Annotated in this window: 23 protein-coding genes; 15 read left to right on the top strand and 8 right to left on the bottom strand. The window is 69.1% G+C overall.

The window, feature by feature from the left end; translation table 11 throughout:
* Positions 1–41 precede the first annotated feature (41 nt).
* Positions 42–329 carry a hypothetical protein gene (locus tag MKK49_RS13790; RefSeq protein WP_313899165.1) on the bottom strand — a complete coding sequence of 96 codons (288 nt, stop codon included), beginning with the start codon at positions 327–329 and terminating at the stop codon, positions 42–44.
* A gap of 173 nt (positions 330–502) precedes the next feature.
* On the opposite strand from MKK49_RS13790, the gene MKK49_RS13785 reads away from it, so the two are divergent.
* The 3 genes from MKK49_RS13785 to MKK49_RS13775 all read left to right on the top strand — a co-directional run bounded on the left by MKK49_RS13785 (position 503) and on the right by MKK49_RS13775 (position 2,712).
* Positions 503–1,135, top strand: a complete 633-nt coding sequence (locus MKK49_RS13785) for a 2OG-Fe(II) oxygenase (RefSeq protein WP_244029296.1) — start codon at positions 503–505, stop codon at positions 1,133–1,135.
* 211 nt (positions 1,136–1,346) lie between these two features.
* On the top strand, positions 1,347–2,240 hold the full coding sequence (locus MKK49_RS13780) for a ParA family protein (protein WP_244029294.1): 894 nt from the start codon (positions 1,347–1,349) through the stop codon (positions 2,238–2,240).
* Positions 2,230–2,712, top strand: a complete 483-nt coding sequence (locus tag MKK49_RS13775; protein ID WP_244029292.1) for a hypothetical protein — start codon at positions 2,230–2,232, stop codon at positions 2,710–2,712. The genes MKK49_RS13780 and MKK49_RS13775 overlap by 11 nt, the downstream gene beginning before the upstream one ends.
* A gap of 262 nt (positions 2,713–2,974) precedes the next feature.
* On the opposite strand, the gene groL is transcribed toward MKK49_RS13775, so the two are convergent.
* A complete protein-coding gene (gene groL, locus MKK49_RS13770) occupies positions 2,975–4,618 on the bottom strand; it encodes a chaperonin GroEL (RefSeq protein ID WP_244029290.1) in 1,644 nt (547 codons plus the stop codon).
* A 95-nt stretch (positions 4,619–4,713) separates the two neighbouring features.
* Entirely contained in the window at positions 4,714–5,001 is a 288-nt protein-coding gene (groES, locus tag MKK49_RS13765; RefSeq protein ID WP_056094907.1) for a co-chaperone GroES, read from the bottom strand.
* A 228-nt stretch (positions 5,002–5,229) separates the two neighbouring features.
* On the opposite strand from groES, the gene MKK49_RS13760 reads away from it, so the two are divergent.
* From MKK49_RS13760 to MKK49_RS13745, 4 genes are all read left to right on the top strand, one after another.
* Complete coding sequence (locus MKK49_RS13760; protein ID WP_244029288.1) at positions 5,230–6,240, top strand: magnesium transporter CorA family protein; 1,011 nt, start codon at positions 5,230–5,232, stop codon at positions 6,238–6,240.
* 102 nt (positions 6,241–6,342) lie between these two features.
* Positions 6,343–7,794, top strand: a complete 1,452-nt coding sequence (locus MKK49_RS13755; RefSeq protein ID WP_244029286.1) for a lipopolysaccharide biosynthesis protein — start codon at positions 6,343–6,345, stop codon at positions 7,792–7,794.
* Positions 7,795–7,906: 112 nt separating this feature from the next.
* Positions 7,907–9,103, top strand: a complete 1,197-nt coding sequence (locus tag MKK49_RS13750) for an FAD-binding protein (RefSeq protein WP_244029284.1) — start codon at positions 7,907–7,909, stop codon at positions 9,101–9,103.
* Positions 9,104–9,296: 193 nt separating this feature from the next.
* Positions 9,297–10,652, top strand: a complete 1,356-nt coding sequence (locus tag MKK49_RS13745) for a heterodisulfide reductase-related iron-sulfur binding cluster (RefSeq protein ID WP_244029282.1) — start codon at positions 9,297–9,299, stop codon at positions 10,650–10,652.
* 9 nt (positions 10,653–10,661) lie between these two features.
* On the opposite strand, the gene MKK49_RS13740 is transcribed toward MKK49_RS13745, so the two are convergent.
* Positions 10,662–11,684: an MBL fold metallo-hydrolase gene (locus MKK49_RS13740; protein WP_244029280.1), complete on the bottom strand. Its 1,023-nt coding sequence runs from the start codon at positions 11,682–11,684 to the stop codon at positions 10,662–10,664.
* Between the two features lie 82 nt (positions 11,685–11,766).
* Here MKK49_RS13740 and MKK49_RS13735 point away from each other — a divergent pair, with 82 nt between their 5' ends.
* Entirely contained in the window at positions 11,767–12,525 is a 759-nt protein-coding gene (locus MKK49_RS13735) for an AraC family transcriptional regulator (RefSeq protein ID WP_244029279.1), read from the top strand.
* An 8-nt stretch (positions 12,526–12,533) separates the two neighbouring features.
* On the opposite strand, the gene MKK49_RS13730 is transcribed toward MKK49_RS13735, so the two are convergent.
* From MKK49_RS13730 to fumC, 3 genes are read right to left on the bottom strand one after another with little or no spacing between them, the layout of a single operon-like run.
* Positions 12,534–12,758, bottom strand: coding sequence for a ribbon-helix-helix domain-containing protein (locus tag MKK49_RS13730; RefSeq protein ID WP_244029277.1), 225 nt, complete (start codon positions 12,756–12,758; stop codon positions 12,534–12,536).
* A 13-nt stretch (positions 12,759–12,771) separates the two neighbouring features.
* Positions 12,772–12,960, bottom strand: a complete 189-nt coding sequence (locus MKK49_RS13725) for a DUF4169 family protein (RefSeq protein ID WP_244029275.1) — start codon at positions 12,958–12,960, stop codon at positions 12,772–12,774.
* 15 nt (positions 12,961–12,975) lie between these two features.
* Positions 12,976–14,388, bottom strand: a complete 1,413-nt coding sequence (gene fumC, locus MKK49_RS13720) for a class II fumarate hydratase (protein WP_244029273.1) — start codon at positions 14,386–14,388, stop codon at positions 12,976–12,978.
* Between the two features lie 139 nt (positions 14,389–14,527).
* Here fumC and MKK49_RS13715 point away from each other — a divergent pair, with 139 nt between their 5' ends.
* Positions 14,528–15,922 carry a cytochrome P450 gene (locus MKK49_RS13715; protein ID WP_244029271.1) on the top strand — a complete coding sequence of 465 codons (1,395 nt, stop codon included), beginning with the start codon at positions 14,528–14,530 and terminating at the stop codon, positions 15,920–15,922.
* Between the two features lie 3 nt (positions 15,923–15,925).
* Here MKK49_RS13715 and MKK49_RS13710 read toward each other — a convergent pair whose 3' ends face one another.
* On the bottom strand, positions 15,926–16,597 hold the full coding sequence (locus MKK49_RS13710) for an SspB family protein (protein ID WP_244029269.1): 672 nt from the start codon (positions 16,595–16,597) through the stop codon (positions 15,926–15,928).
* A gap of 300 nt (positions 16,598–16,897) precedes the next feature.
* On the opposite strand from MKK49_RS13710, the gene MKK49_RS13705 reads away from it, so the two are divergent.
* From MKK49_RS13705 to MKK49_RS13680, 6 genes are all read left to right on the top strand, one after another.
* On the top strand, positions 16,898–17,707 hold the full coding sequence (locus MKK49_RS13705; RefSeq protein ID WP_244029267.1) for a CPBP family intramembrane glutamic endopeptidase: 810 nt from the start codon (positions 16,898–16,900) through the stop codon (positions 17,705–17,707).
* Between the two features lie 90 nt (positions 17,708–17,797).
* A complete protein-coding gene (locus MKK49_RS13700) occupies positions 17,798–18,592 on the top strand; it encodes a thymidylate synthase (RefSeq protein WP_244029265.1) in 795 nt (264 codons plus the stop codon).
* The gene (locus tag MKK49_RS13695) at positions 18,592–19,089 is read left to right on the top strand and encodes a dihydrofolate reductase (protein WP_244029263.1); all 498 of its coding nucleotides are present in this window, start codon (positions 18,592–18,594) and stop codon (positions 19,087–19,089) included. Before MKK49_RS13700 ends, MKK49_RS13695 begins: the two co-directional genes overlap by 1 nt.
* Before the next feature lie 311 nt (positions 19,090–19,400).
* The gene (gene hflK / locus MKK49_RS13690; protein WP_244029261.1) at positions 19,401–20,564 is read left to right on the top strand and encodes an FtsH protease activity modulator HflK; all 1,164 of its coding nucleotides are present in this window, start codon (positions 19,401–19,403) and stop codon (positions 20,562–20,564) included.
* On the top strand, positions 20,561–21,505 hold the full coding sequence (gene hflC, locus MKK49_RS13685) for a protease modulator HflC (RefSeq protein ID WP_244029259.1): 945 nt from the start codon (positions 20,561–20,563) through the stop codon (positions 21,503–21,505). The genes hflK and hflC overlap by 4 nt, the downstream gene beginning before the upstream one ends.
* Before the next feature lie 136 nt (positions 21,506–21,641).
* Positions 21,642–23,174 (top strand): Do family serine endopeptidase, encoded by a 1,533-nt coding sequence (locus MKK49_RS13680; RefSeq protein WP_244029257.1) that lies wholly within the window; start codon positions 21,642–21,644, stop codon positions 23,172–23,174.
* Positions 23,175–23,201: the final 27 nt, after the last annotated feature.

Below are 23,201 nucleotides of genomic sequence, written 5' to 3'. Positions count from 1 at the left end.
GGGCTGGCTCACCCGGGGACGAAAATCCTGGCCGGGTCGCGCTATTGCCAGTTCCAGTCGCCGTAATCGGGCTCGCGGCAGCGGTAACCGATGGGGCATTCGGGGTTGTCGCGGGTCGGCACGAAGCGCAGGTCCGCGATTTCGGTGAGTTCGCAGAAGCTGCGGTCGCGCACGAAGCGCTGGAAGGTCTGGTTGCCGGTATCGAGGAGGATCGCCCCCTGGCGTTTCACCAGCGCCATGGCGTCGGCGCAGGTCATGCGGCTGGTGGTCTGGGCGCTCGCGGGCGTCGCCAGGACGACGCAGAGGGCGAGGGCGAAACATCTCGTCACGATGGCGGGGCGCCGTTCAGAATGGTTCCGATCGACCAAGCATGGCAGTTTCCACGGGGCGCGAAAAGGGCCGCACCCTCCCTTGCCGTTCACTTGCCGCAATCCGGCGCTCTATCCACCGGCTGTTGCGCCAACCGGCGCCGATGAGTGTACGGAACGGTACAGGGGGAGCCATGTCTGGACTTTCGATCCTCAACCTCGAGGCCGTGCGCGCCGCTCCCCTGTCGCGCGAACCCTACACGTTCTTCCTCGGCACCGATGTCCTCGACCGTTCGGCCATCGACGAGATCGCCCGAGACTTCCCCGCCATCGCCAAGCCCGGCTACCTCACCGTCGACGAGGTCGCGCTCAAAGGTCGGTTCAAGGCGCTCATCGACGAACTGGAGAGCGACGAGTTTTCGCGCATCCTCGGCGAGAAGTTCGGCCTCGACCTCGTCTCGTGCCCGCGCCTGACCACCATCATGAAGAAGAGCCAGCCGAAATATGGCTCGATCCATACGGATGGCCCGTCGAAGGTGATGACCCTGCTGGTCTACATGAACGACGCCTGGGACGCGCCCGCCGCCGGTCGCCTGCGCGTGCTCTACGACGGCAAGAACTACGAGCCCTTCGCCGTCGAGGTGCCGCCCACGATGGGCACGATGTTCGCCTTCCTGCGGTCCGATAAGTCCTGGCACGGCCACGAGCCGTTCGAGGGCGAACGCCGGGTGGTACAGGTCGCCTGGGTCAAGGACGCGGCCGAGCTGGAGCGCAAGAAGAAGCGCAACCGGACGGCCCAGTTCCTCAAGGGCATCTTCGGGCGCTGACGGGGGCCAGACCGTCCCGTCGGTTCGGACGCGGGTCCGCGGGCGACGCGATCGGGATTTGATGTACACAAGGATTATCTCCCGCCTGGACTGATCAGCTAAGACTCGTCCCACGCGTTAGCCTACGTAGTCGCTTCGAAACCGGATAAAGCTCGAACGTCAGAAGAGCAGACCGGGTCCGAGGGGACGAGCGCGGGATGGGTCGCGGGACATGACCGGAAAGCTGATCGCGGTGGCCAACATGAAGGGCGGCGTGGGCTTGACCACGACGTTCATCATGCTGGCCGAGGCCCTGGCCGCCGACGGTGCCCGCGTGCTCGTCGTCGACCTCGATCCGCAGGCGAGCGTATCGGTCTGCCTCGCGGGCGAGGCCTTGCTGGCCGGTTTGATCGCGCATGGGCGAACCCTGGAAGCCTACCTCGCCCTCAAGCTGATCGCCCGCGAGAAACCCCTGCTCCAGCCCCGCATCCGTGCCGGCGTGAGCGTGACGACACATCGGGGTGAGCCCCTCGCCCTTTCCCTGCTGCCCGCGGGGCCACATCTGCGCCTGGTCGAACGGGAGGTCCTCTACGCGCTGACCGCCCGGAACCTGTCGATGCAGGGGATCGACGCCAAGCTGCGCAGGATCTTCACGAACGAGTTCCGCCCCCTGGCGCAGGACTACGATTTTGTGCTGTTCGATTGCGCGCCCGGTCTCTCGCCGATGACCGAAGTCGCCATCCGCGGCGCCGACCTCGTGCTCGTCGCCTCGATCCCGGACTATCTCTCCACCTATGGCCTGGATGCCTTCGTCCAGATCGTCTGGGGGCAGGGGCGGGACGAGGATGGCGTCGCACCCCGGCGTCCGCCGCACGTCCTGGTGACGCGCTTTCAGCAGCAGGTTCGGCAGCACCAGCACGTCCTCGCGCGGCTGGAGGCCGAGGCGGTATCGGGCGATGCCGGGTTCCGCCTCCTCGCCACACGGATTCCGCAGGCCGCCTCCCTGGCGGAAGCGCTGATGCCGCGCGCCGTACCGCCGACCTTCTCGGCCAAGTACGGGGCACACGTCTCCACCATCCTCGTCCCGCTGATCGAGGAAGTGAAGGACATCTTCCGTGCCGCTTGATCTGGATGGCCTCGCGATCCTCAAGGCGATCCTATCGGCGCCGGACGCGTTTCCCGACATCGGAGGAGAGGCCGCCAGGGCCGCTCGCACCCTCGTGGTCCGGCAGTTGAAGACGAAGACGCTCCCCCTGGCCGGTTTGCGGCGGGTGTATGAGGTTCTCGGACACGAGGTGTTCACCCTCGTGGTCGATGACCTCGCCGAGGCCGAGGCGCGGAGTCTCGTGGCCCGCTTCGATCCGCGTCATCCCGACGGGAGGACGGCTCCGGCCCATTGGCTGCGGCGCCAGGTCGTGGCGCTGGCGGGGGGTGCCGGACCGTCCACCGGTGGAGAGATCCCCAAGACAGCCCGTCCGTCACCCTCGGCCGCCGCTCCGGCGGTCCGTGCCATCGGGAGTCCCGCCTTCACCGCGCGTTGGGACGGAAAGAATCACGATCCGCGCCCCCGCAAGGTCAAGCGCAAGATCGGGGACTGATCGGCTACCGCGACCGCCCGGAGGCGGCCCCGGTCGATCCGGACGACGTTCCGACCCCCGGCTCCGCCGCGCCCCGTCGAACCGATGCTTCGGACTCGATGGAATCGGCATTCCACGAAAAAGGGGCCGCCATTCGGCGACCCCTTCCCCGTCGTGATGAGACGGACATTCCTCGAGAACCCCGCTGCCGTCCGGGCCCGCCTGAGCGAGCCCGGACTTCCAGAAAGGACTTTCCGAGGACGGTCCTGAGCGCTTGGACTTCTTAGAAGTCCATGCCGCCCATGCCGCCGCCGCCCGGCATCTGCGGGGCGCCGCTGTCCTTCTTCGGAGCATCGGCGATCATGGCTTCCGTGGTCACTAGCAGGCCGGCGATGGAGGACGCGTCCTGCAGGGCGGTGCGCACGACCTTGGCGGGATCGACGATGCCGGCCTGGATCATGTCGACGTACTCTTCGGTCTGGGCGTTGAAGCCGTAGGTGATCGAAGAGGTGTTGTCGGTGATCTTGCCGACGACGATCGAGCCCTCGACGCCCGAGTTGGCGGCAATCTGACGGATCGGGGCCTCGAGGGCCTTCAGCACGATCTTGATGCCGGCCTGGACGTCCGGGTTGTCGCTCTGGAGGGCGCGGACGGCCTCACGAGCGCGGAGGAGGGCGGTGCCGCCGCCGGGGACGATGCCCTCTTCCACCGCAGCGCGGGTGGCATTGAGCGCGTCGTCGACGCGGTCTTTCTTCTCCTTGACCTCGACCTCGGTCGCGCCGCCGACGCGGATGACCGCGACGCCGCCGGCGAGCTTGGCCAGACGCTCCTGGAGCTTCTCACGGTCGTAGTCCGAGGTGGTCTCCTCGATCTGCGCCTTGATCTGAGCGACGCGGGCCTCAATGTCGGCCTTCTCGCCGAGACCGTCGATGATCGTGGTGGTCTCCTTCTCGATGCGGATCCGCTTGGCGCGGCCGAGCATCGGCAGGGTGACGTTCTCGAGCTTGATGCCGAGGTCCTCGGCGATCATCTGACCCTGGGTCAGGATCGCGATGTCCTCGAGCATGGCCTTGCGGCGATCGCCGAAGCCGGGCGCCTTGACGGCCGCGACCTTGAGGCCGCCGCGCAGCTTGTTCACCACGAGGGTGGCGAGCGCCTCGCCCTCGATGTCCTCGGCGATGATGACGAGGGGCTTGCCCGTCTGCACCACAGCCTCGAGCACCGGCAGCATCGCCTGCAGCGACGACAGCTTCTTCTCGTGGATGAGGATGTAGGGGTCCTCGAGCTCGGCGACCATCTTCTCCGCGTTCGTGATGAAGTACGGGGAGAGGTAGCCGCGGTCGAACTGCATGCCCTCGACGACGTCGAGCTCGGTCTCGGCGGTCTTGGCCTCCTCGACGGTGATGACACCCTCGTTGCCGACCTTCTGCATGGCGTGGGCGATCATCTCGCCGATTTCCTTGTCGCCGTTGGCCGAGATGGTGCCGACCTGGGCGACTTCCTCGGACGAGGCGACCTTCTTGGCGCGGCTCGTGATGTCCTTCACGGCGGCGGTGGTGGCCAGATCGATGCCGCGCTTGAGGTCCATCGGGTTCATGCCGGCGGCGACGTACTTGGCGCCTTCACGGACGATGGCCTGGGCCAGGACGGTGGCGGTGGTGGTGCCGTCGCCCGCGATGTCGTTGGTCTTCGAGGCCACTTCGCGCACCATCTGGGCGCCCATGTTCTCGAACTTGTCGGCGAGCTCGATCTCCTTGGCGACGGTGACGCCGTCCTTGGTGATGCGGGGGGCGCCGAAGCTCTTCTCGATGACGACGTTACGACCCTTGGGGCCGAGCGTCACCTTCACTGCGTCGGCCAGGATGTCGACGCCGCGCAGCATCTTCTCGCGGGCGTCGGAGCCGAAACGGACTTCTTTCGCTGCCATGTTCAAATCCTCATGCGGTGGGAAGCCCCGAGGCGCTCAGAGAAGCGCGCTCGAAGGGCTCGGGTAGGGGACGAAGGAAGAGGGCAGGCCTCGCTTTACGCGACGACGCCCATGATGTCGGATTCCTTCATGATCAGGAGATCCTGACCGTCGATCTTGACCTCGGTGCCGGACCACTTGCCGAACAGCACGCGATCGCCGGCCTTGACGTCGAGCGGGTTGATGCGGCCGGCCTCGTCACGGGCACCCGGGCCGACGGCGACGATCTCGCCCTCTTGCGGCTTCTCCTTGGCGGTGTCGGGGATGATGATGCCCCCCTTGGTCTTCTCTTCGCCTTCGATACGGCGAACGACGACACGGTCGTGCAGCGGACGGAACTTCATGAGCTGCCCTCTTGCTCTAAATTCGTGGATGGCGTTGATGCGGCGCGGCAGCGCGCTCAACCCAGGCCGTTAGCACTCTCAATCGGTGAGTGCCAACGATGGCGGGGAGGTAGGCGCATGCCCTCCGTGAGTCAAGACTGTCGCAGGTCTGCGCGACGGTCGCGCGACGGCTTTCCTCGCCTTCCCCGCCCCGCCACGGACCATCCTTCCACCAATGATCCTTCCCCGATGATCAGCCTCCATGGACCACAGGGTGCGGTCGGGCCTCCGGCGACCGACGGCACCGCAGCGATGCCCTCCGCCACGGTCTGGATCGATCTGAACGATCCGAGTGCCGAGGAAGCCCAGCGCGTCGAGGACGCCACGGGCATCCGCGTCCCCTCGCGAAAAGCCCTGAGCGAGGTGGAGAATTCGAGCCGGCTGCGGCGGCTCAAGAACGGGTTCTCGCTCTCGACGCCGATGATCACCTTCGACAAGGTCGATTCGCTGCTCATGCCGCTTGGCTTCGTCCTGACGAAGGACCACCTCGTCACCGTGCGGTTCCACGACCTGCGCGCCTTCGGCGAGGTGAAGAAGCGGATCGCGGAGGGCGACGGCCCGGCCACCACCAGCACGGAGATCTTCCTCCTGCTCGTGGAAGAGCTGGTGGACAGCCTGGCCGATGCCTTGGAGGACATGGGCGCCGACCTCGACGCCCTCTCGACCCGGATCTTCGATTTCGACGTGCGTGGCGGTGCGCCCGCCAGCGACGACAAGCTGAAGACCCAGACGCCGCGCCGCCGCGACCTGGCTCTGCGCCGGATTCTCCGCGGCATCGGTCGGCGCGGCAAGGCGCTCGGCAAGATCCGCTCGAGCCTGCTGGGTCTGGAGCGCATCGTCCCCTTCGTCGCCAACGAGTGCGAGCATCTCATCGGCGCCGAGCAGGGGCCGCGCTTCGAGTCCCTGCGGCGCGACATCACCTCCCTGGACGAGTTCGAGATCCGCCAGTCGGAGAACGTCCAGTTCCTCCTCGACGCGACGCTCGGCCTCATCAACATGGAGCAGAACAACACCTTCCGGGTGCTGACCGTGGTCTCCGTCGTCGGCATTCCGCCGACCCTCGTCACGTCCCTCTACGGCATGAACTTCAAGCACATGCCGGAACTCGACTGGGCCTACGGCTATCCCTACGGCCTCGCCCTCGTCGTCCTGAGCGCCCTCGTGCCGATGGTCTTCTTCCGTCTGCGCGGCTGGTTCTGAGCGTCGCACCGCCATGCGGTTGACGGATTCTTCGCGCACGTCCGCTTAGCCTCCTCCCAGAGGCGCGAGATCCCGCTCGGCGCAAGGCTGTCCGTTCCCGCCATGGCCGTGATCTGCGCCTTCATCCTCAACGCCGGGCTCAACTTCGTCCTCGGCCTGCTCATCGCGAAGCTGCTGGGCCCGGCGGATTTCGGCCTGTTCGCCCTCGCCACCGCCGGCGCCATCGTGGCCAACACCGTGCTGTTCGAGTGGCTGCGCCTGTCGGCGACGCGGTTCTACTCCAGCAGGGTCCGCGAACAGGAGCCATGGATCCGCCAGGGCCTCGACCGGGCCTACGCGGGGCTCGGCGCCGTGCTGCTCGCCGCCGCCCTGGTCTGCGCCGGTCTCGGGCTGGAGGCGGGCCCCGAGAGCCGCGCGGCGATCGCGGCCGGCGCGGCCCTCGCCGCCCTCGGCATCGGCGTGTTCGACTACCACGCGGCGCTCGCCCGCGCCCGCTTCGATGGCGGCCTCTACTTCAAGCTCGTGGCGATCAAGAATATCCTGGCCTTCGTGCTCATGGCCGGGACGGCGTGGCTGCTGCCCCAACCCGCCTGGGTGCTGGCCGCTGCGGGCCTGAGCCAGTTCCTCGCAACCGCGATCCTGTGGCGGCCCATGCGCGATCCGGTGAGCCCGCGCCTGCGCGTGCGTCTCGCCGAGACCTGGCGCCTGTTCCTCGCCTACGGCCTGCCGCTGATCGCCGCCAACGCCATCTACCAGCTGCTGCCGTTCCTGAATCGGGGCACCATCGCAGCGCAGGCGGGATTGGCGGAAGCCGGCTACTTCGCGCTCGCCGCCGACGTCACCACCCGCAGCATCGGGACGCTCGGCACCGCCCTCGACCTCCTGCTGTTCCAGCTCGCCGTGCGGGTCGAGGAGGAGGAGGGCCGCGCGGCCGCCGAGGCCCAGGTCGGGCGCAACGTCGGCACCGTGGTGGCCCTGCTGCTGCCCTGCGCCGTCGGGTTCTGGGCGATCCTGCCCGCCCTCCAGGCCCTCGTGGTGCCGGAAGCCTATCGCGGCCCGTTCGCGGCCTATGCCGGACTGATGATTCCGGGGTTCTTCTGCCTCGCGATGATGAACTTCGCCCTCAACCCGATCTTCCAGATCCGCCGCAGGACCCTGCCGGTCATCGCCGCCGCCGTGCTCGGACTCGCCGTCGACGCCCTCGGCCTGTGGCTCCTGCCGCCGCTCATGGGGCCGGCGGGCATCGCCGTGGCACAGACGGCGGGCCTCGCCGCCGCGACCGCGCTCCTGGCGGTCCGCGCGCTGACGGGACCAAAGCGCCTACGCCTGCCGTGGCGGGATATCCTGCTGGCCGGGATCGCCTGCGCCGCCATGGGCCTGTGCCTCGCGCCCCTGCGCCACCTCGAACCGGCACGGGCGCTGGCGCTCAGCCTGCCGCTTGCCGTCCTCGTCTACGGCCTCCTCACCTGGGCCTTCGACATCGCCGGCCTGCGTAGCCTCGTCGCGGCGCGGCTCGCCGAGTGGCGCGGCACGGCACCGAAAGCGGCGGAATAGCCCACGCTCGGTGGTACGGGACCGGATGCAATCGCGAACGATTCTCATTAGGATCGGGGCACAAAACACGAAGACGGACCGGGCGCGCGCCGCCCGGCCAGGGCGGGAAGCGATGCGGTCATACGAGCCTCACGACGCGGACGCGGCGGCGGACATCGTCCGCGCGTCCGCCGCCCGGACGGAGCGCCTGCGCCTCGTCGGCGGCGGCACCAAGGCCGGGATCGGCCGCCCGGCCCCAAATCCCGCATCCGAGAACGAAGCGACGCTCTCCAGCGCCGGGCTCTCGGGCATCACCCTCTACGAACCGGCCGAGATGGTGGTCTCGGCACTCGCCGGCACGCCGCTCGCCGAGGTGCAGGCCCTGCTCGCCGGACGCGGCCAGATGCTGCCGTTCGAGCCCATGGACCATTGCCGCCTGATGGGATCGCGCGGCACGCCGACCTTCGGCGCGGTGGCCTCCACCAACAACTCCGGTCCGCGCCGGATCAATGCCGGGGCGGCCCGCGACAGCCTCATCGGCGTGCGCTTCGTCAACGGCCGGGGCGAGATCATCAAATCCGGCGGACGGGTGATGAAGAACGTCACCGGCCTCGACCTCGTGAAGCTCATGGCCGGCGCCTGGGGCACCCTCGGACTGCTGACGGAGGTGACCTTCAAGGTGCTGCCCGTGCAGGAGCGGGTCTCGACCCTGGTGTTCTCCGGCCTCGACGATGCCCGCGCCGTCGCCGCCCTCGCGGCCGCCCTCGGTTCGCCGTTCGAACTCACCGGCGCCGCCCACCTGCCGGCCGGGATCGGCGGCTCAGAGGCGCGCACGGCCCTGCGCGTCGAGGGATTTTCGGATTCCGTGGCCTATCGGCTCGGCGAACTGACGAAACTGCTCAAGCGCTTCGGCGCGCCCGAGATCGTCGAGGACGGCACAGACCTCTGGACCGCCATCCGCGATGCCGTCCCCCTGGCCGAGCCGGCCGACGCCGCCATCTGGCGCATCTCCACCGCCCCGACCCACGGCCCCGCCCTGACGGCGTCCATCGCGGCCGAACGCGAGGCCCGGTGGTTCTACGATTGGGGCGGCGGCCTGATCTGGGTCGCGACGTCCGCCGAGGGCGATGCCGGGGCCGCGACCGTGCGGGCGGCGGTGAAGGCGCAGGGCGGCCACGCCACCCTGGTGCGGGCGCCCGACGCCGTGCGCGCCGCCGTTCCGGTGTTCGAGCCCCTGTCCGAGCCGCTGATGCGGATCACCGCAGGGCTGAAGGCAGCGCACGACCCCGTCGGCGTGTTCAACCCGGGGCGGATGTACGCGGGCCTCTGATCCGGGCCGCGACACTCTTACCCGCAGGCATCGGCATTCGGTTCCGGCTATCAAAATCGGGCGGGATTGCGTTTGGAGCGATTCCAAAGGCTCGGCTTGGCGACCGTTCCGCTCTAAAGTCCGGTCGAACTGACGGTGCCCGCACGCCGATGGCGTGGAGCGGCCCCGCGAAGGGTGGATTCAGGAAGACGCCGTGCAGACCAATTTCAGCCTGACGCAGCTCGCCGATCCCGCCATGGCGGCGTCGGAAAAAATCCTGCGGACCTGCGTCCATTGCGGCTTCTGCACCGCCACCTGCCCGACCTACCTGCTTCTCGGCGACGAACTCGACAGCCCGCGCGGCCGCATCTACCTCATCAAGGACATGCTGGAGGGCAACAAGCCCGCCGTGCCCGAGGTGGTCAAGCACGTCGACCGCTGCCTGTCGTGCCTGTCCTGCATGACGACGTGTCCCTCGGGGGTGCACTACATGCACCTCGTCGATCACGCGCGCGCGCATATCGAGGACACCTATACGCGCCCCTTCGGCGACCGGGCCCTGCGTGCGATCCTCGCCTTCGTGCTGCCCTACCCGAACCGCTTCCGGCTGGCGCTGCTGGGCGCGAAGATGGGCGCTCCGTTCCGGCCCCTGGTGGCGCGGGTGCCGGGCCTCGGCAATCGGCTGGCGGCCATGCTCGACCTCGCCCCGGCCGAACTGCCCAACCGCAATCGCACCGACCGGCCCGGGACGTTCCCGGCCGAGACGCGGGCGCTGGAAGCCAGCGCCGCCCTCCAGGGCACCGCGGCCCCGGCCCGCACGGGCCGCGTCGCGCTGCTGCGCGGCTGCGCCCAGAGCGTCCTGCGGCCGGACTTCAACGAGGCGGCGATCCGGCTGCTGACCCGCCACGGCGTCGAGGTGGTGCAGGCCAAGGGCGAGGGGTGCTGCGGCGCGCTCACCCACCACATGGGCAAGGCCGAAAGCTCCCACACCCAGGCCAGGCGCACCATCGACGCCTGGATCGCCGAGATGGACGGCGCCGGCCTCGACGCCATCGTGGTCACGGCGTCCGGCTGCGGCACCACCATCAAGGATTACGGCTTCATGTTCCGCGACGACCCGGCCTACGCGGAGAAGGCCGCACGGGTCTCGGCCATCGCCAAGGACGTGACCGAGTACATGGCCGGTCTTGGACTGATGCCGACGCTCATCGCGAGCGACCTCGTGGTCGCCTACCACTCCGCCTGCTCGATGCAACACGGCCAGGGCATCCGCACGGAGCCGAAAAACCTCCTGAAGACTGCCGGCTTCACCGTGAAGGACGTGCCCGAGGGCCACATCTGCTGCGGCTCGGCCGGCACCTACAACATCCTCCAGCCCGAGATCGCCGGCCGCCTGCGGGACCGCAAGGTGGCGAATATCGAGCGCATGCGCCCCGACGTCATCGCCACCGGCAACATCGGCTGCGCGACGCAGATCGGGAAGGGCACCGCCATCCCCATCGTGCACACGGTGGAACTGCTCGATTGGGCGACGGGCGGGCCGAAGCCGGCGGTGCTGACGGCGGCCTGACGCCCGGGTTCAGGGATCGAGCTGGTAGGTGAGGGGAATCCAGCGGTAGCCGGTCCCCTGCCGCACCACGTAGCCGAGGGAGGGAAACGCGGTGTGATAGGCCGCGACCAGAATCCCGTCCGTCGCGGCCATGTCGTAGATCGTCCGGCGCGTGGCAGCCCCGCGCTCCTTGTCCATGTCGAAGAAGGCCTGCCAGTCCGGGCGTGCCAGGGAGGCGACCTCGTGGTGGGCGCAATCCCCCCAGACCAGCAGGCCCTGGCCGGCGCTCTCGACGTGGAAGGCGAGGTGTCCCGGCGTGTGCCCGAAGGCGGCCAGCGCGGTGATTCCCGGCGCCACCGTGTCACCGGGCTTCACGAAGGTGGTGCGGTCGGCAAGCGGCAGCAGGTGGCTGCGGAAGACCCGGGCCGACTTGAACGCGTTGCTCTCGGGCGGCGCGGACAGACGAGACGGGTCGCGCCAGAACGCGTCCTCGGCCGCGCCGACCACGTAGCGCGCCCGCGCGAAGACGGGGCGCCCGCCCTCCACGAGGCCGCCGATATGATCGGTGTGGCAATGGGTCAGCACGACCACGTCGATGGTCTCCGGCGCGATGCCGGCGCGGGCCAGGAGCCGCGCCAGTTGCCCGCCGGCGGGACGGGGTACGAACCCGACCTCGCCGTTGCCGGTATCGAACAGGACGGTCTCGCGGCCGGTCTGCACGACGGTCGGCGTGAAGCCCGGCTTGAATCGGTTCGGGGGGAGGCGATTTTCCCGCATCAGGGCCTCGACCTCGACGCGCTCGCGGTCCTCCCCGACGATGGGCCAGGGGCCGTCGATCATCGCGCTCGCATCGAGCAGGGTCGTCACCGTGAAGCCTCCGAGCCGAACCCGGTGGATGGTGGGCGGCGTTTCGGGCGGACAAACCTGCGTCGGGTGAACCTGCACCGAGGAAATCTGCGCCGAGGAAACCTGCGCCGAGGCCGGACGGGGTACGGCCAGGGCAAGGGCGGAGGCGGCGAGGCGGCGGCGGGTAAGATCGATCATGATGGGCATTCCCCCGCCGGTCCGCGTGCGCCAGGATGATCCCAGGGCTCCGGCTCGAGGGCAGGGCTAGCATCGTGACGGAGGGCGGCGCTTGAACGAACCTGCTGCGCTCGGCCCGCTCTGGCATGTGGAGGGCGCGCACACCTTCTTCGCCGGGCCGCTCGCCTACAACGCCAGCCACCAGCATGGGGCGCCGGTCTATCTCGCCGGCCTCTACGGCCGCTTCCGGATCCGGTTCGACGGAACAGCGTGGATCACCTGCCGGACCGCGTTCGTGCCGGCGGGCTTGGCGCACGAACTCGAATGCGGCGGGGACCCGGTGGCGGTCTTCTACCTCGAACCCGAGGCCTCGCCGCACGCCCTGACGGGCCTGATGCGGGGCGCTTCCTCCATCGCCGGCGCCCGCGTCGCGGCAGGGGGCGAGATCGTGTCCCTGCGTGCCCTCTACGAGGATCGCGGCGCCTGTGCCTGGGCCGCGGAAGCGCTCGCAGATCTCGCGGGCTTCTCACGCCGCCGAACGGAGTGTCGGCTGGACGGGCGCATCGCTCAGGTCGTGTCGCGCCTCGGGACCGGCCCGGGTTCCGGACTTTCGGCCGATTCGCTCGCCGGCTCGGTGGGCCTGTCCTCGTCGCGTCTGCAACACCTCTTCACCCAGGAGATCGGCGTGCCGTTCCGGCGTTACCGCTCCTGGCTCCGCATGCGCCGGGCCATCACCGCCATCATCGCGGGGGCGAACTTCACGGGCGCCGCCCACGCTGCGGGTTTCGCCGATCAGGCCCACTTCGCCAACGATTTTCGCAGGACGTTCGGGGCGCCCGCGTCGCGGAGCCTCCTGGGCGTTCGCCGATAGGCGACACTTCAGGATCGCGGAGGCGCCCGCACCGCCGCCAGCACGAACACCCGGATCGCCGACGACAGATTCTGCCCGTCCCGCCCCGCATCGATCGCGCCGACCAGCGTCTGGACCGACAGGCCGCGCGCCTCGGCGATCTCGCGAAGGGCGTCCCAGAACGGGTCCTCCAGGGACACGCTGGTGCGATGGCCGGCGATCATCACCGAACGCTTGGTGACGCCGCCGGTCACGGGTTGCGCTCCCTCACTCCGAATCCGGCCCCACGAGCTTGTGCCCTTCGTGGCGCGAGACCTCGATGGCCTTCTTGGCCTCCGCCAAGGTTTTGGCTTTTTTCGGCCGGCCGAAGGCGATGCGGTTGTCGGCCGCCTTCGCCTCCTTCTCGGTCCGTGCCTTCGCCCTGCGGGCGTCGCGCAGGTTGATGATCTCCGCCATGCGCGAAAACCTCCGTCAGTCGGCGCTGGGCGCCAGCATGGTCTCCGGGCGCACCACGCGCTCGAACTCCTCTTCCGTGACGTAGCCCAGCCGCAGGGCCTCTTCCTTCAGGGTGGTGCCGTTCTTGTGCGCGGTCTTGGCGATCTCGGCGGCCTTGTCGTAGCCGATGGAGGGCGCGAGCGCCGTCACCAGCATGAGCGAGCGGCTCATGAGGTCGGCGATGCGGTCCTCGTTGGCCTTGATGCCCACCACGCAATTGTCGGTGAAGGAGATCGCCGCGTCGGCAAGAAGCCGCACCGATTGCAGCACGGCGTTGACGATGACGGGCTTGAACACGTTGAGCTCGAAATGGCCCTGGCTGCCGGCGAAGCTCACGGTGGTGCCGTTGCCGATCACCTGAGCGCAGACCATGGTGAGGGCTTCGCACTGGGTCGGGTTGACCTTGCCGGGCATGATCGAGGAGCCGGGCTCGTTCTCGGGCAACGACAGCTCGCCGAGGCCCGAGCGCGGGCCGGATGCCAGCAGGCGGATGTCCTGCGCGATCTTGAACAAGCCGGCGGCGAGCGCCGACAGCGCCCCTTGCGTGAACACCAGGGCGTCGTGGGTGGCGAGCGCCTCGAACTTGTTCTCGGCCGACGTGAACGGCAGGCCCGTCAGCTCGGCGACCTTCGCGGCGAACTTTTCAGCGAACTCGGGATGCGCGTTGAGGCCGGTACCCACCGCCGTGCCGCCCTGGGCCAGCGCCAGCACGCCCGGCACGGTCGCCTGGACGCGCGCACTGCCGAGGGCCACCTGGGCGACGTAGCCGGAAAACTCCTGGCCGAGCGACACGGGGGTCGCGTCCTGCAGGTGGGTGCGGCCGATCTTGACGATGTCGGCGAAGGTCTTGGCCTTGGCGTCGAGGGCGTCGTGCAGGTGCTTCAGGGCCGGCATCAGCCGGTCGTTGATCTCGCGCGACACCGCGATGTGCATGGCGGTGGGGAACACGTCGTTGGAGGACTGGCCCCGGTTGCAATGGTCGTTGGGATGCACCGGCGATTTGCCGCCGCGCTTAGCCCCGAGCAACTCGTTGGCGAGGCTGGCGATGACCTCGTTGGCGTTCATGTTGGACTGGGTGCCCGACCCGGTCTGCCACACCACGAGGGGGAATTCCTGGTCGTGCTCGCCCGAGACCACCTCGGCCGCCGACGCCGCGATGGCCTGGGCCACCTTCGGGTCGAGGCCGCCGAGATCCTGGTTCACCAGGGCAGCGGCCTGCTTGACGAGGCCGAGGGCGTGGACGAGGGGCGCCGGCATCCGCTCCGTGCCGATCTTGAAGTTCTGGATCGAGCGCTGCGTCTGAGCCCCCCAGTAGCGATGCGCCGGGACCTCGATGGGTCCGAACGTGTCGGATTCCGTGCGGGTGGCGGGCGTCTCGGTGGGCGACATCGTGGCCTCTTCGTGTGGCTGCGGCGCACCCTACTTAGACTGGGTGGGTCGAAACCGCGATGGCACCGGGTGACGGTGCCGTGGAAGTCTCAAGGCTTTTTTGGCGACCTGCCCCGGACCATGGAGTGATGACACGCCGATGATGGATGCCGCCGTTCCGTGCCCGCCCGATGCACCCGCGCGCTTCCGCCCGGCCGTGCCGCGCCCCCTGCGCCAGCCGCTGGGGCTGCTCGCCTTCCTCAAGGCGGCGCGGTCCAACCCCATCACCACCTGGCTCGACGAGCACTTCGAGAAGCCCGTCATGGCCGGGGAGGGCGCCATGGGCCGCGTCACCGTGGTGAGCGACCCGGCTCTGATCCGCTACCTCTACGTCGAGAACGCCGCCAACTACCGCAAGGACGACCTCCAGCGGCGGGTGCTAGCCCCCGGCCTCGGCAACGGCCTGCTCACGGCCGAGGACGAGGAGTGGAAGCTCCAGCGCCGTACCTTGGCGCCGATCTTTTCGGCGCGCCACGTGCTGGGTTTCGCCGAATCGATGAACGCGGCCGGCGCCCGCATCGCGCGGCGTCTCGCGCGGCGGGACGGGACCACCGTCGACGCCGCCCTGGAGATGACCCGCGTCACCCTCGACGTGCTGGAGCGGACGATTTTTACGCAAGGGCTGCAAAGCGATCCCGATGCGCTCGGCCGGGCGATCACGCGTTTCCTGGAGGCCGTCGGGCCCATCGATCCCCTCGACGTGTTCGGCGTGCCGGGCTTCGTGCCGCGCATCGGCCGCCTGCGGGCGCGGCCCGCCGTGCGGTTCTTCGCCGAGGTGGTGGATGCGCTCATCGACAAGCGCCGCGCCCTGATCGCGGCCGACCGGGCGCCCGCCGACCTCCTTACCCTGCTGCTCGAAGCGCAGGACCCGGAGACCGGCAAGGGCCTCACGGACCTGGAGGTGAAGGCCAACATCGTCACCTTCATCGCCGCCGGACACGAGACCACCGCCAACGCCCTGACCTGGGCACTCTACTGCCTGTCGCAGGACGACACGGCGCGCGCGCGGATCGAGGCGGAGGTCGATGCCGTGCCGGCGGAGGGATTCGATGCCGACGCGCTGCCGTTCACCAAGGCGGTGATGGAGGAAACCATGCGGCTGTTCCCGCCGGTTCCGTTCCTCAGCCGTCAGGCCATCGCCGAGGATCGCATCGGCCGGGTGAAGATTCCGCGCGGCTCCCTGGTGATGGTGGCACCCTACGTGCTCCACCGCCACCGCACCCTGTGGGACGATCCCGCCGCCTTCGTCCCCGAGCGCTTTCTGGGCGATGCCCGGAAGGCGATTCCGCGCTTCGCCTACTTGCCGTTCGGGGCCGGCCCACGCGTCTGCATCGGCCAGAGCTTCTCTGTGCAGGAGGCGGTGATCGTGCTGGCCCACATCGTCCGCGCCGTCCGCCTGAGCGTGTCGGCGGATCACCCGCCGGTCACGCCCCTGCACCGGGTCACGCTGAGGCCGGAACACGGCCTGCGCATGGGCGTGGAGCGCCGGGGCTGACGGTCAGCTCTTCTTCCGGAACGCGTCGAGGCTCACGACCTCGGCGCCGGCCTCGGTGCCTTCGCCCTCGGGCTTCTTCGCCGGCGTCTTGCCCATGGACAGCTTGGCGGCGGGCTTGTCCGCATCGTCCCCGTCCGTGTTGTTCTGGGTCGAAGCGGTGGCGGGCCCGATCTTGGGAACGCCGGAGCCGATGGCGGCGAGTCCCGTGCCCTTCGGCTTCAGCTCGCTCGGCTCCGAGGCGGCGCCGCGCGGTGCCGTCTTGCCGGTGGCCAGAGGGGTGACGTCGTCGTCCATCGCCTCCACGGCCTCCTCCATGCCTTCGGTCAGGTCGAACTTGAGACCGAATTGGACGGAGGGGTCGAAGAAGCCCGAAAGCGCGTCGAACGGCACCAGCAGCCGCTCGGGCACGCCGGAGAATGACAGCCCGACCTCGAAGGTGTGCTCGTTGACGCTGAGATCCCAGAACTGGTGCTGGAGCACGATGGTCATGTCCTGCGGGTATTTCTCGCGCAGACGCTGGGACATCCGAACCCCGGGCGCTTCCGTCCGGAAGGACACGTAGAAGTGATGCTCGCCCGCCAGCCCGTCCCGGGCGGCGTCGGTGAGCACCTTGCGCACGACGCCGCGCAGGGCGTCCTGCACCAGAAGATCGTAACGGATCAGATCGTCTGCCATCTGCGGTCGCTTATACCCGGTGCCTGGCCGCCGTCGCGCGCCCAAGGGCGCACCGGGGTCGGATGAAAATCGAGCGGAGCGCCGTTTCCGAGCCTCTCCGGTAGTCCTGAACGACCTCGACCTTCCGCCGGAACCCGAGGCCTGTCCAGCCCGCATGCGATGCGTCCAAAGGCCCGTGGTTCTGTCGGAAGGCGCCGGGTACCGTCTCGGGGTCGGAGCACCCCGCCAACGCGGGGCTTGCTCGTCACCGTCGCCGGCACTTCGGGCAGTGCAGCGAACATAGAGGGAGTCCGGCCGCTTTTGAAGCCCGATCCGAGGGTCCCTGCCGAACGCGACGGTCTGGATACCACCGGGCGGTGGCACGCGGCCGCGCGGGCCGGGCTCGCCATGGCCGGCATGGTGCTCCGAGCCGCGCTTCTCCTCGGCGGGGCAAGTGTCGTCGCCCTGGTGATCGTACGGCTGGGCGCCGACTGGCTCGACGGACTCGACCCGTTCTCGGCCGCCGGGCGCAGCCCCTTGCGTCCGCGCCAATTCGCCGCCCGCGAACTCGCCCTCGACGGCGTGCGCCAGGGAATCCTCGCCCTCCTCGTCCTCGCCGCCGCCCGCTGGGCCGACGGACCCTCGTGGCGCCGGACCCTGGCGCTGACGGCTCCGCGGAACGCCGGCCTGCCGCGGCGCACCCTCGCGTGGCTCCTCGTCGTCTGGCCTGTCGTCCACATCGCCTGGGTCACGGGCACGGGTGCCGTGTTCGGTGCGCCCGTAGCCCGCAACGCCACCCTGTCGCCGACCCTCCAGGCCGGGGGCGTCATCCTGTGGCTCGCCACCGTCGTCGTGCTGGCGCCCGTGGCCGAGGAATTGCTGATGCGCGGCTTCGTCTTCGCCCGGGGCCTGCGGGGCGCCGGCCCCGCCCTCACCATCCTGACCACGGCCGTGCTGTTCGCGGGCGCGCACGTCAACGGCTTCGGCCTCGCCCGGCCGGTCTCGCTCCTGCCGCTCGCCCTCATGCTCGGCTGGCTGCGCTGGCGCGGCGGACGCCTGTGGCCCTGCATCGTCCTCCACGCCTGGAGCAACCTCGCCATGATCGCCTGGGTGCTGTGGCCCGAGGGGTGAGGATCGTTAGGGACAACCGAGACGAGGCGCGCCCACGATCTCGCCTCGCCGCCGCGGACGCGTTATCCCGAAGGAACAGCCGGAGCCGCGATGCACGCCTACCACCAGCTTCTCGAACGCATCCTCCGCGAGGGCGTCCGCAAGGACGACCGCACCGGCACGGGCACCCTCTCGGTGTTCGGCCATCAGATGCGGTTCGATCTCGCCGCCGGCTTCCCCCTGGTCACGACGAAGCAGCTGCACCTGCGCTCCATCATCCACGAATTGCTGTGGTTCCTCACCGGCAGCACCAACGTCCGCGCGCTCCAGGCCAACGGCGTCACCATCTGGGACGAGTGGGCCGACGCGGAGGGCGACCTCGGCCCCGTCTACGGCCGGCAATGGCGCTCGTGGGCCAAACCCGACGGCGGCAGCGTCGACCAGATCGCCTGGGTCCTCGACGAGATCCGCCGCAACCCGGATTCGCGCCGCCTCGTCGTCTCGGCCTGGAACCCGGCCGACCTCGACCGGATGGCGTTGGCCCCGTGCCACTGCCTGTTCCAGTTCTACGTGGCGGAAGGGCGGCTCTCGTGCCAGCTCTACCAGCGCTCGGCCGACGTATTCCTCGGCGTGCCGTTCAACATCGCCAGCTACGCGCTGCTGACGGCGATGATCGCGCAGGTCACGGGACTGATGCCCGGCGACTTCATCCACACGCTCGGTGACGCGCATCTCTACGTGAACCACCTCGACCAGGCCCGGCTCCAGCTCACGCGGGAGGAGCGCCCAGCTCCGCGCCTCGCGCTGAATCCGGCCGTCACGTCGCTGTTCGATTTCCGTTTCGAGGACATTGCCATCGAGGGCTACGCGCCGCACCCCGCCATCCGCGCGCCGGTGGCCGTCTGATGGCGCGTCCCCGCATCACACTCCTCGCCGCAGTGGCCGAGAACGGCGTCATCGGCCGCGACAACAGCCTGATCTGGCGCCTGCGCAGCGATCTGCAGCGGTTCAAGGCCCTGACTCTCGGCAAGCCCGTCCTCATGGGTCGACGGACCTACGAGTCCATCGGACGCCCGCTGCCGGGCCGGCGCATTCTGGTGCTGACCCGCGATCCCGCCTTCTCCGCGCCCGGCGTCGAGACGGTGCACGACTGGGACGGGGTCCTGGCACGGGTTGAGGGCGCGGACGAACTGATGGTGGCCGGGGGCGGCGAGATCTACCGCCTCGCCCTCCCGCAGGCCGATCGCATCCACCTCACGGAAGTGGCCCTGTCGCCGGAGGGCGATACGGTGTTTCCGCCCTTCGACCGTGCGGCGTTCCACGAGACCTTTCGCGAGGCCCATCCGGCGGGCGGGCACGACGCCTGCGCCTTCAGTTTCGTCGATCTCGAGCGGATCGCGTGACGCGCGCCGAAGGCCGACCCGCGACCCATCGCGCAATGGTTCCGCCGCCGGTTGTCATTCGGGCGGGCGATGCCCAAATCCTGGACAAGTCTGAATTCGTCTCGTCCCACCGCCCGCGGCCCAACCTTGACAGGACCGCGCGTGGCCTCGCAGGTGGAATGGACTGATCGAGACCGTACAACGCTCTTGTCCACACGATGGGGGTACGGTTCGCACGCCGGTGGCGGTGCGGCCGGATGGCGCAAATCGGCTTCGTGCCACTTAGGCTTTGCGCAGCGGACACGCTGCTGGAACGGGAGATATCGGCGAGCATGCCTTGGAGCAATCAGAGCGGCGGCGGTAGCGGCAACGGGGGAGGGCCCTGGGGCCGGGGCAGCGGCGGCAATGGCGGCGGGGGTGGCCCGTGGGGCGGCGGCGGCGGGGGTGGTGGCAAGACGCCCCAGGACCTCGAGGAGCTGCTCCGGCGCGGCCAGGATCGCCTGCGCGGCGTGCTGCCGGGCGGCTCCATGGGCGGCGGACGCGGTATCCTCATCGCGGCCGGCCTCGTCGCCGTCGCGTGGCTCGCCACGGGTGTCTACACGGTGGCTCCCCAGCAGGTCGGCATCACGACGATGTTCGGGCGCTACACCGGCACCACCGGCCAGGGCCTGAACTACAACTTCCCCTATCCCATCGGCGCCGTGACCAAGCCGAATGTCGGCCAGGTCAACAGCATCCAGATCGGTTACCGCGCCGGACTCGGCGCCCAGGGCCGCGCCACGGACAAGCCGGAGGAGAGCCTGATGCTCACCGGCGACGAGAACATCGTCGACCTCGACTTCGAAGTGCAGTGGCGCGTGAATCCGCTCAAGGCCTCCGACTACGTCTTCAACCTCGAGAACCCCGAGGGCACCATCAAGGCCATCGCCGAGAGCGCCATGCGCGAGGTCATCGGCCGCCGCAATATCCAGGCGATCCTGACCAACGAGCAGTCGAGCGTCGCCCAGGAGGTCAAGGAGATCACGCAGAAGGCGCTCGACGAGTACGGCGCCGGCGTGCGCATGGAGGTGGTCCAGCTCGTGGCCGTCAATCCGCCGCCCGAGGTGCGTCCCGCCTTCATCGACGTGAACGCCGCCCAGCAGGACGCCGAGCGCGCCCAGAACGAGGCTCGCACTTACGCCAGCCGCGAGGTGCCCCAGGCCAAGGGCAAGGCGTCGCAGATCGTCCAGGCGGCCGAGGCCTACAAGACGCAGGCGACGGCGGAGGCCACCGGTCAGGCGGCCCGCTTCCAGCAGGTCTACGATTCCTACAAGGTCGCGCCGGTGATCAGCCGCGAGCGCATCTTCCTCGAAACGATGGAGCGGGTCCTGGGCTCGGTCAACAAGGTGATCATCGATCAGAACGGCACCGGCGTGAACAATGCCGGCACCGGCGTCGTCCCCGTCCTGCCGCTCACCGAGTTCGGCGCCCGCAGCACCGGTGGAGCCGCACGATGAACAATCCCGCCCTTCGCACCGGCCTCCTAATCGCGGCGGCGGCCGTCGTCATCCTGCTCTATGCCTCGGTCTTCACCGTCGGGCAGATGCAACAGGCGCTCGTCCTCCAGTTCGGCCGCGTGCGCGCCGTCCTCAACCAGACCGGTACCGACAAGCCGGGCCTGTATTTCAAGGTGCCGTTCGTCGACAACGTGGTGCTCTTCGACAAGCGCGTCCTCGACCTCGATCTGCCGGTGCAGACACTGCTGACGGCCGATCGCCAGAACCTCGAAGTCGATGCCTTCGCCCGCTACCGGATCATCGATCCCCTGAAGTTCTACCAGTCGGCCAACAACATCCTCCGGGCCAACACCCTGCTCGCCAGCTTTACCAACTCGGCCCTGCGCAACGTGCTCGCGCGCTCGACCCGCGATGCCATCGTGCGGACCCAGCGCTCGGACCTGATGAATCAGATCCAGGGGGACGTGAACCGGCAGGCCAAGGAGCTCGGCGTCGAGATCGTCGACCTGCGCATGACCCGCGTCGATCTGCCGGCGCAGAACAGCACGGCGGTCTATCGGCGCATGACGACGGAGCGCAACCGCGAGGCCGCCGACATCCGCGCCAACGGCGACCAGATCGCCGCGACCATCAAGGCCAAGGCCGACCGCGACGTGACCGTGTTGCTCTCCGAGGCCAACCAGACCTCCGAGACCCTGCGCGGCCAGGGCGACGCCGACAAGAACCGCATCCTCGCCGTCGCGTACGGCAAGGACCCGGATTTCTTCAGCTTCTACCGCTCGATGCAGGCCTACGAGACCGGGCTGAAGGGCTCCGACACCCGCCTCGTCATGTCCCCGTCCTCGGACTTCTTCCGCTACTTCAGCGATCCGCAGGGTCGCTCGCCGGCCACCGCCGGTCGGAGTGGGGATGCGGGCGCGACGGGTTCGGTCGGGCGCTGAACCGACCGCTTTCCCCGTGGACAGCGACCCAGCGGCCGGCACCCCAGTGCCGGCCGTTTCCATGAGAGCATAAGGCCCCTTGATCGCCGGGTCCGGGGGACGATCTAAGAGCAACGTTTCAGGCAAGAGGTCGAACATGGAATCCGTCGCGCGCGCTGCCCCAGCGCCCCGCCTGCGAGCGCTGCGCCGCTCCCTGTGCTCGGCTCTCGTGGCCGCCACCCTGGCGACCTCGGTCAGCGTTACCGGCCTGTCCCAGCCCGCCTTCGCCAAGGGGCCGGAATCCCTCGCCGACCTCGCCGACCAGGTGACGGACGCGGTGGTGAACATCTCGGCCTCCACCACCGTCGAGGCCCGGCCCAACACCCGCAGCGGCCCGCAGCTTCCGCCCGGCACGCCGTTCGAGGACCTGTTCGAGGAGTTCTTCAGCAAGCGCGGCGGACGCGGCGGCGGCGGGGACGGCGACACCCCGCGCCAGCAGTCGCGCAAGTCGAACTCGCTCGGGTCCGGCTTCATCATCGACGCGTCGGGCATCGTTGTCACGAACAACCACGTCATCGGCGACGCCAACGACATCCAGGTCATCCTGCACAACGGAACCAAGCTGAAAGCCGAGATCATCGGCAAGGACCCGAAGATCGATCTCGCCGTTTTGCGGGTGAAGCCCGAAGCCGACAAGCCCCTCAGGGCGGTGCCGTTCGGCGATTCCGAGAAGATGCGGCCGGGCGACTGGGTCATCGCCATCGGCAACCCGTTCGGTCTCGGCGGCTCGGTCTCGGCCGGCATCGTCTCGGCGCGCGGGCGCAACATCGAGTCCGGTCCCTACGACAACTACATCCAGACGGACGCGGCCATCAACAAGGGCAATTCCGGCGGCCCGCTGTTCAACATGAACGGCGAGGTCATCGGCATCAACACGGCGATCCTGTCGCCGACCGGCGGGTCCGTGGGCATCGGCTTTGCGGTGCCTTCGGCCACGGCGTCGCAGGTCATCGACCAGTTGCGCGAGTTCGGCGAGGTCCGCCGCGGCTGGCTCGGCGTGCGCATCCAGAACGTCGACGATGCCACGGCGGAGGCACTCGGCCTCAAGGGCGGCGCCCGGGGCGCCCTCATCGCCGGCGTCGACGAGAAGGGTCCGGCCAAGGCGTCGAACCTCGAGGTCGGCGACGTCATCGTGAAGTTCAACGGCACGGCCGTGAAATCGTCGAGCGACCTGCCGCGCATCGTCGCCTCGACCCCCGTCGGCAAGGTCGTCGAGGTGATCGTCGTGCGCAAGGGCGCCGAGACGACGAAGTCCGTGACCCTCGGGCGCCTGGAGGACAACGAGAAGCCGCAGCTCGCCAATGCCCGCCAGCCCGAGGCCGAGAGCGCCGTGCGTCAGGCGCTCGGCCTCAACCTGTCGAACCTCACCGACGACCTGCGTCGCCGCTACGGCATCAAGGATACCCTCAAGGGTGTGGTGGTGATGCGGGTCGACCCGAATTCGACGGCGGCCGACAAGCAGATCAAGCCCGGCGAACTCATCGTCGAGGTCGGCCAGGAGCCAGTGACCACGCCGGCCGAGGTGACCAAGCGCGTCGAGCAGCTGCGCAAGGAGAACCGCAAGTCGGTGCTCCTCATGGTTGCGAGCGCGTCCGGCGACGTCCGCTTCGTGGCCCTCGGCCTCGACTGACCGGGCCCCTTGGTCGTCACTTTGAAA

Source organism: Methylobacterium sp. J-090 (assembly GCF_022829345.1).
In the GTDB taxonomy this organism is placed as follows: Bacteria; Pseudomonadota; Alphaproteobacteria; order Rhizobiales; family Beijerinckiaceae; genus Methylobacterium.
Note: the sequence above shows the minus strand (reverse complement) of the source record. Positions and strands in the feature narration are given on the sequence as shown.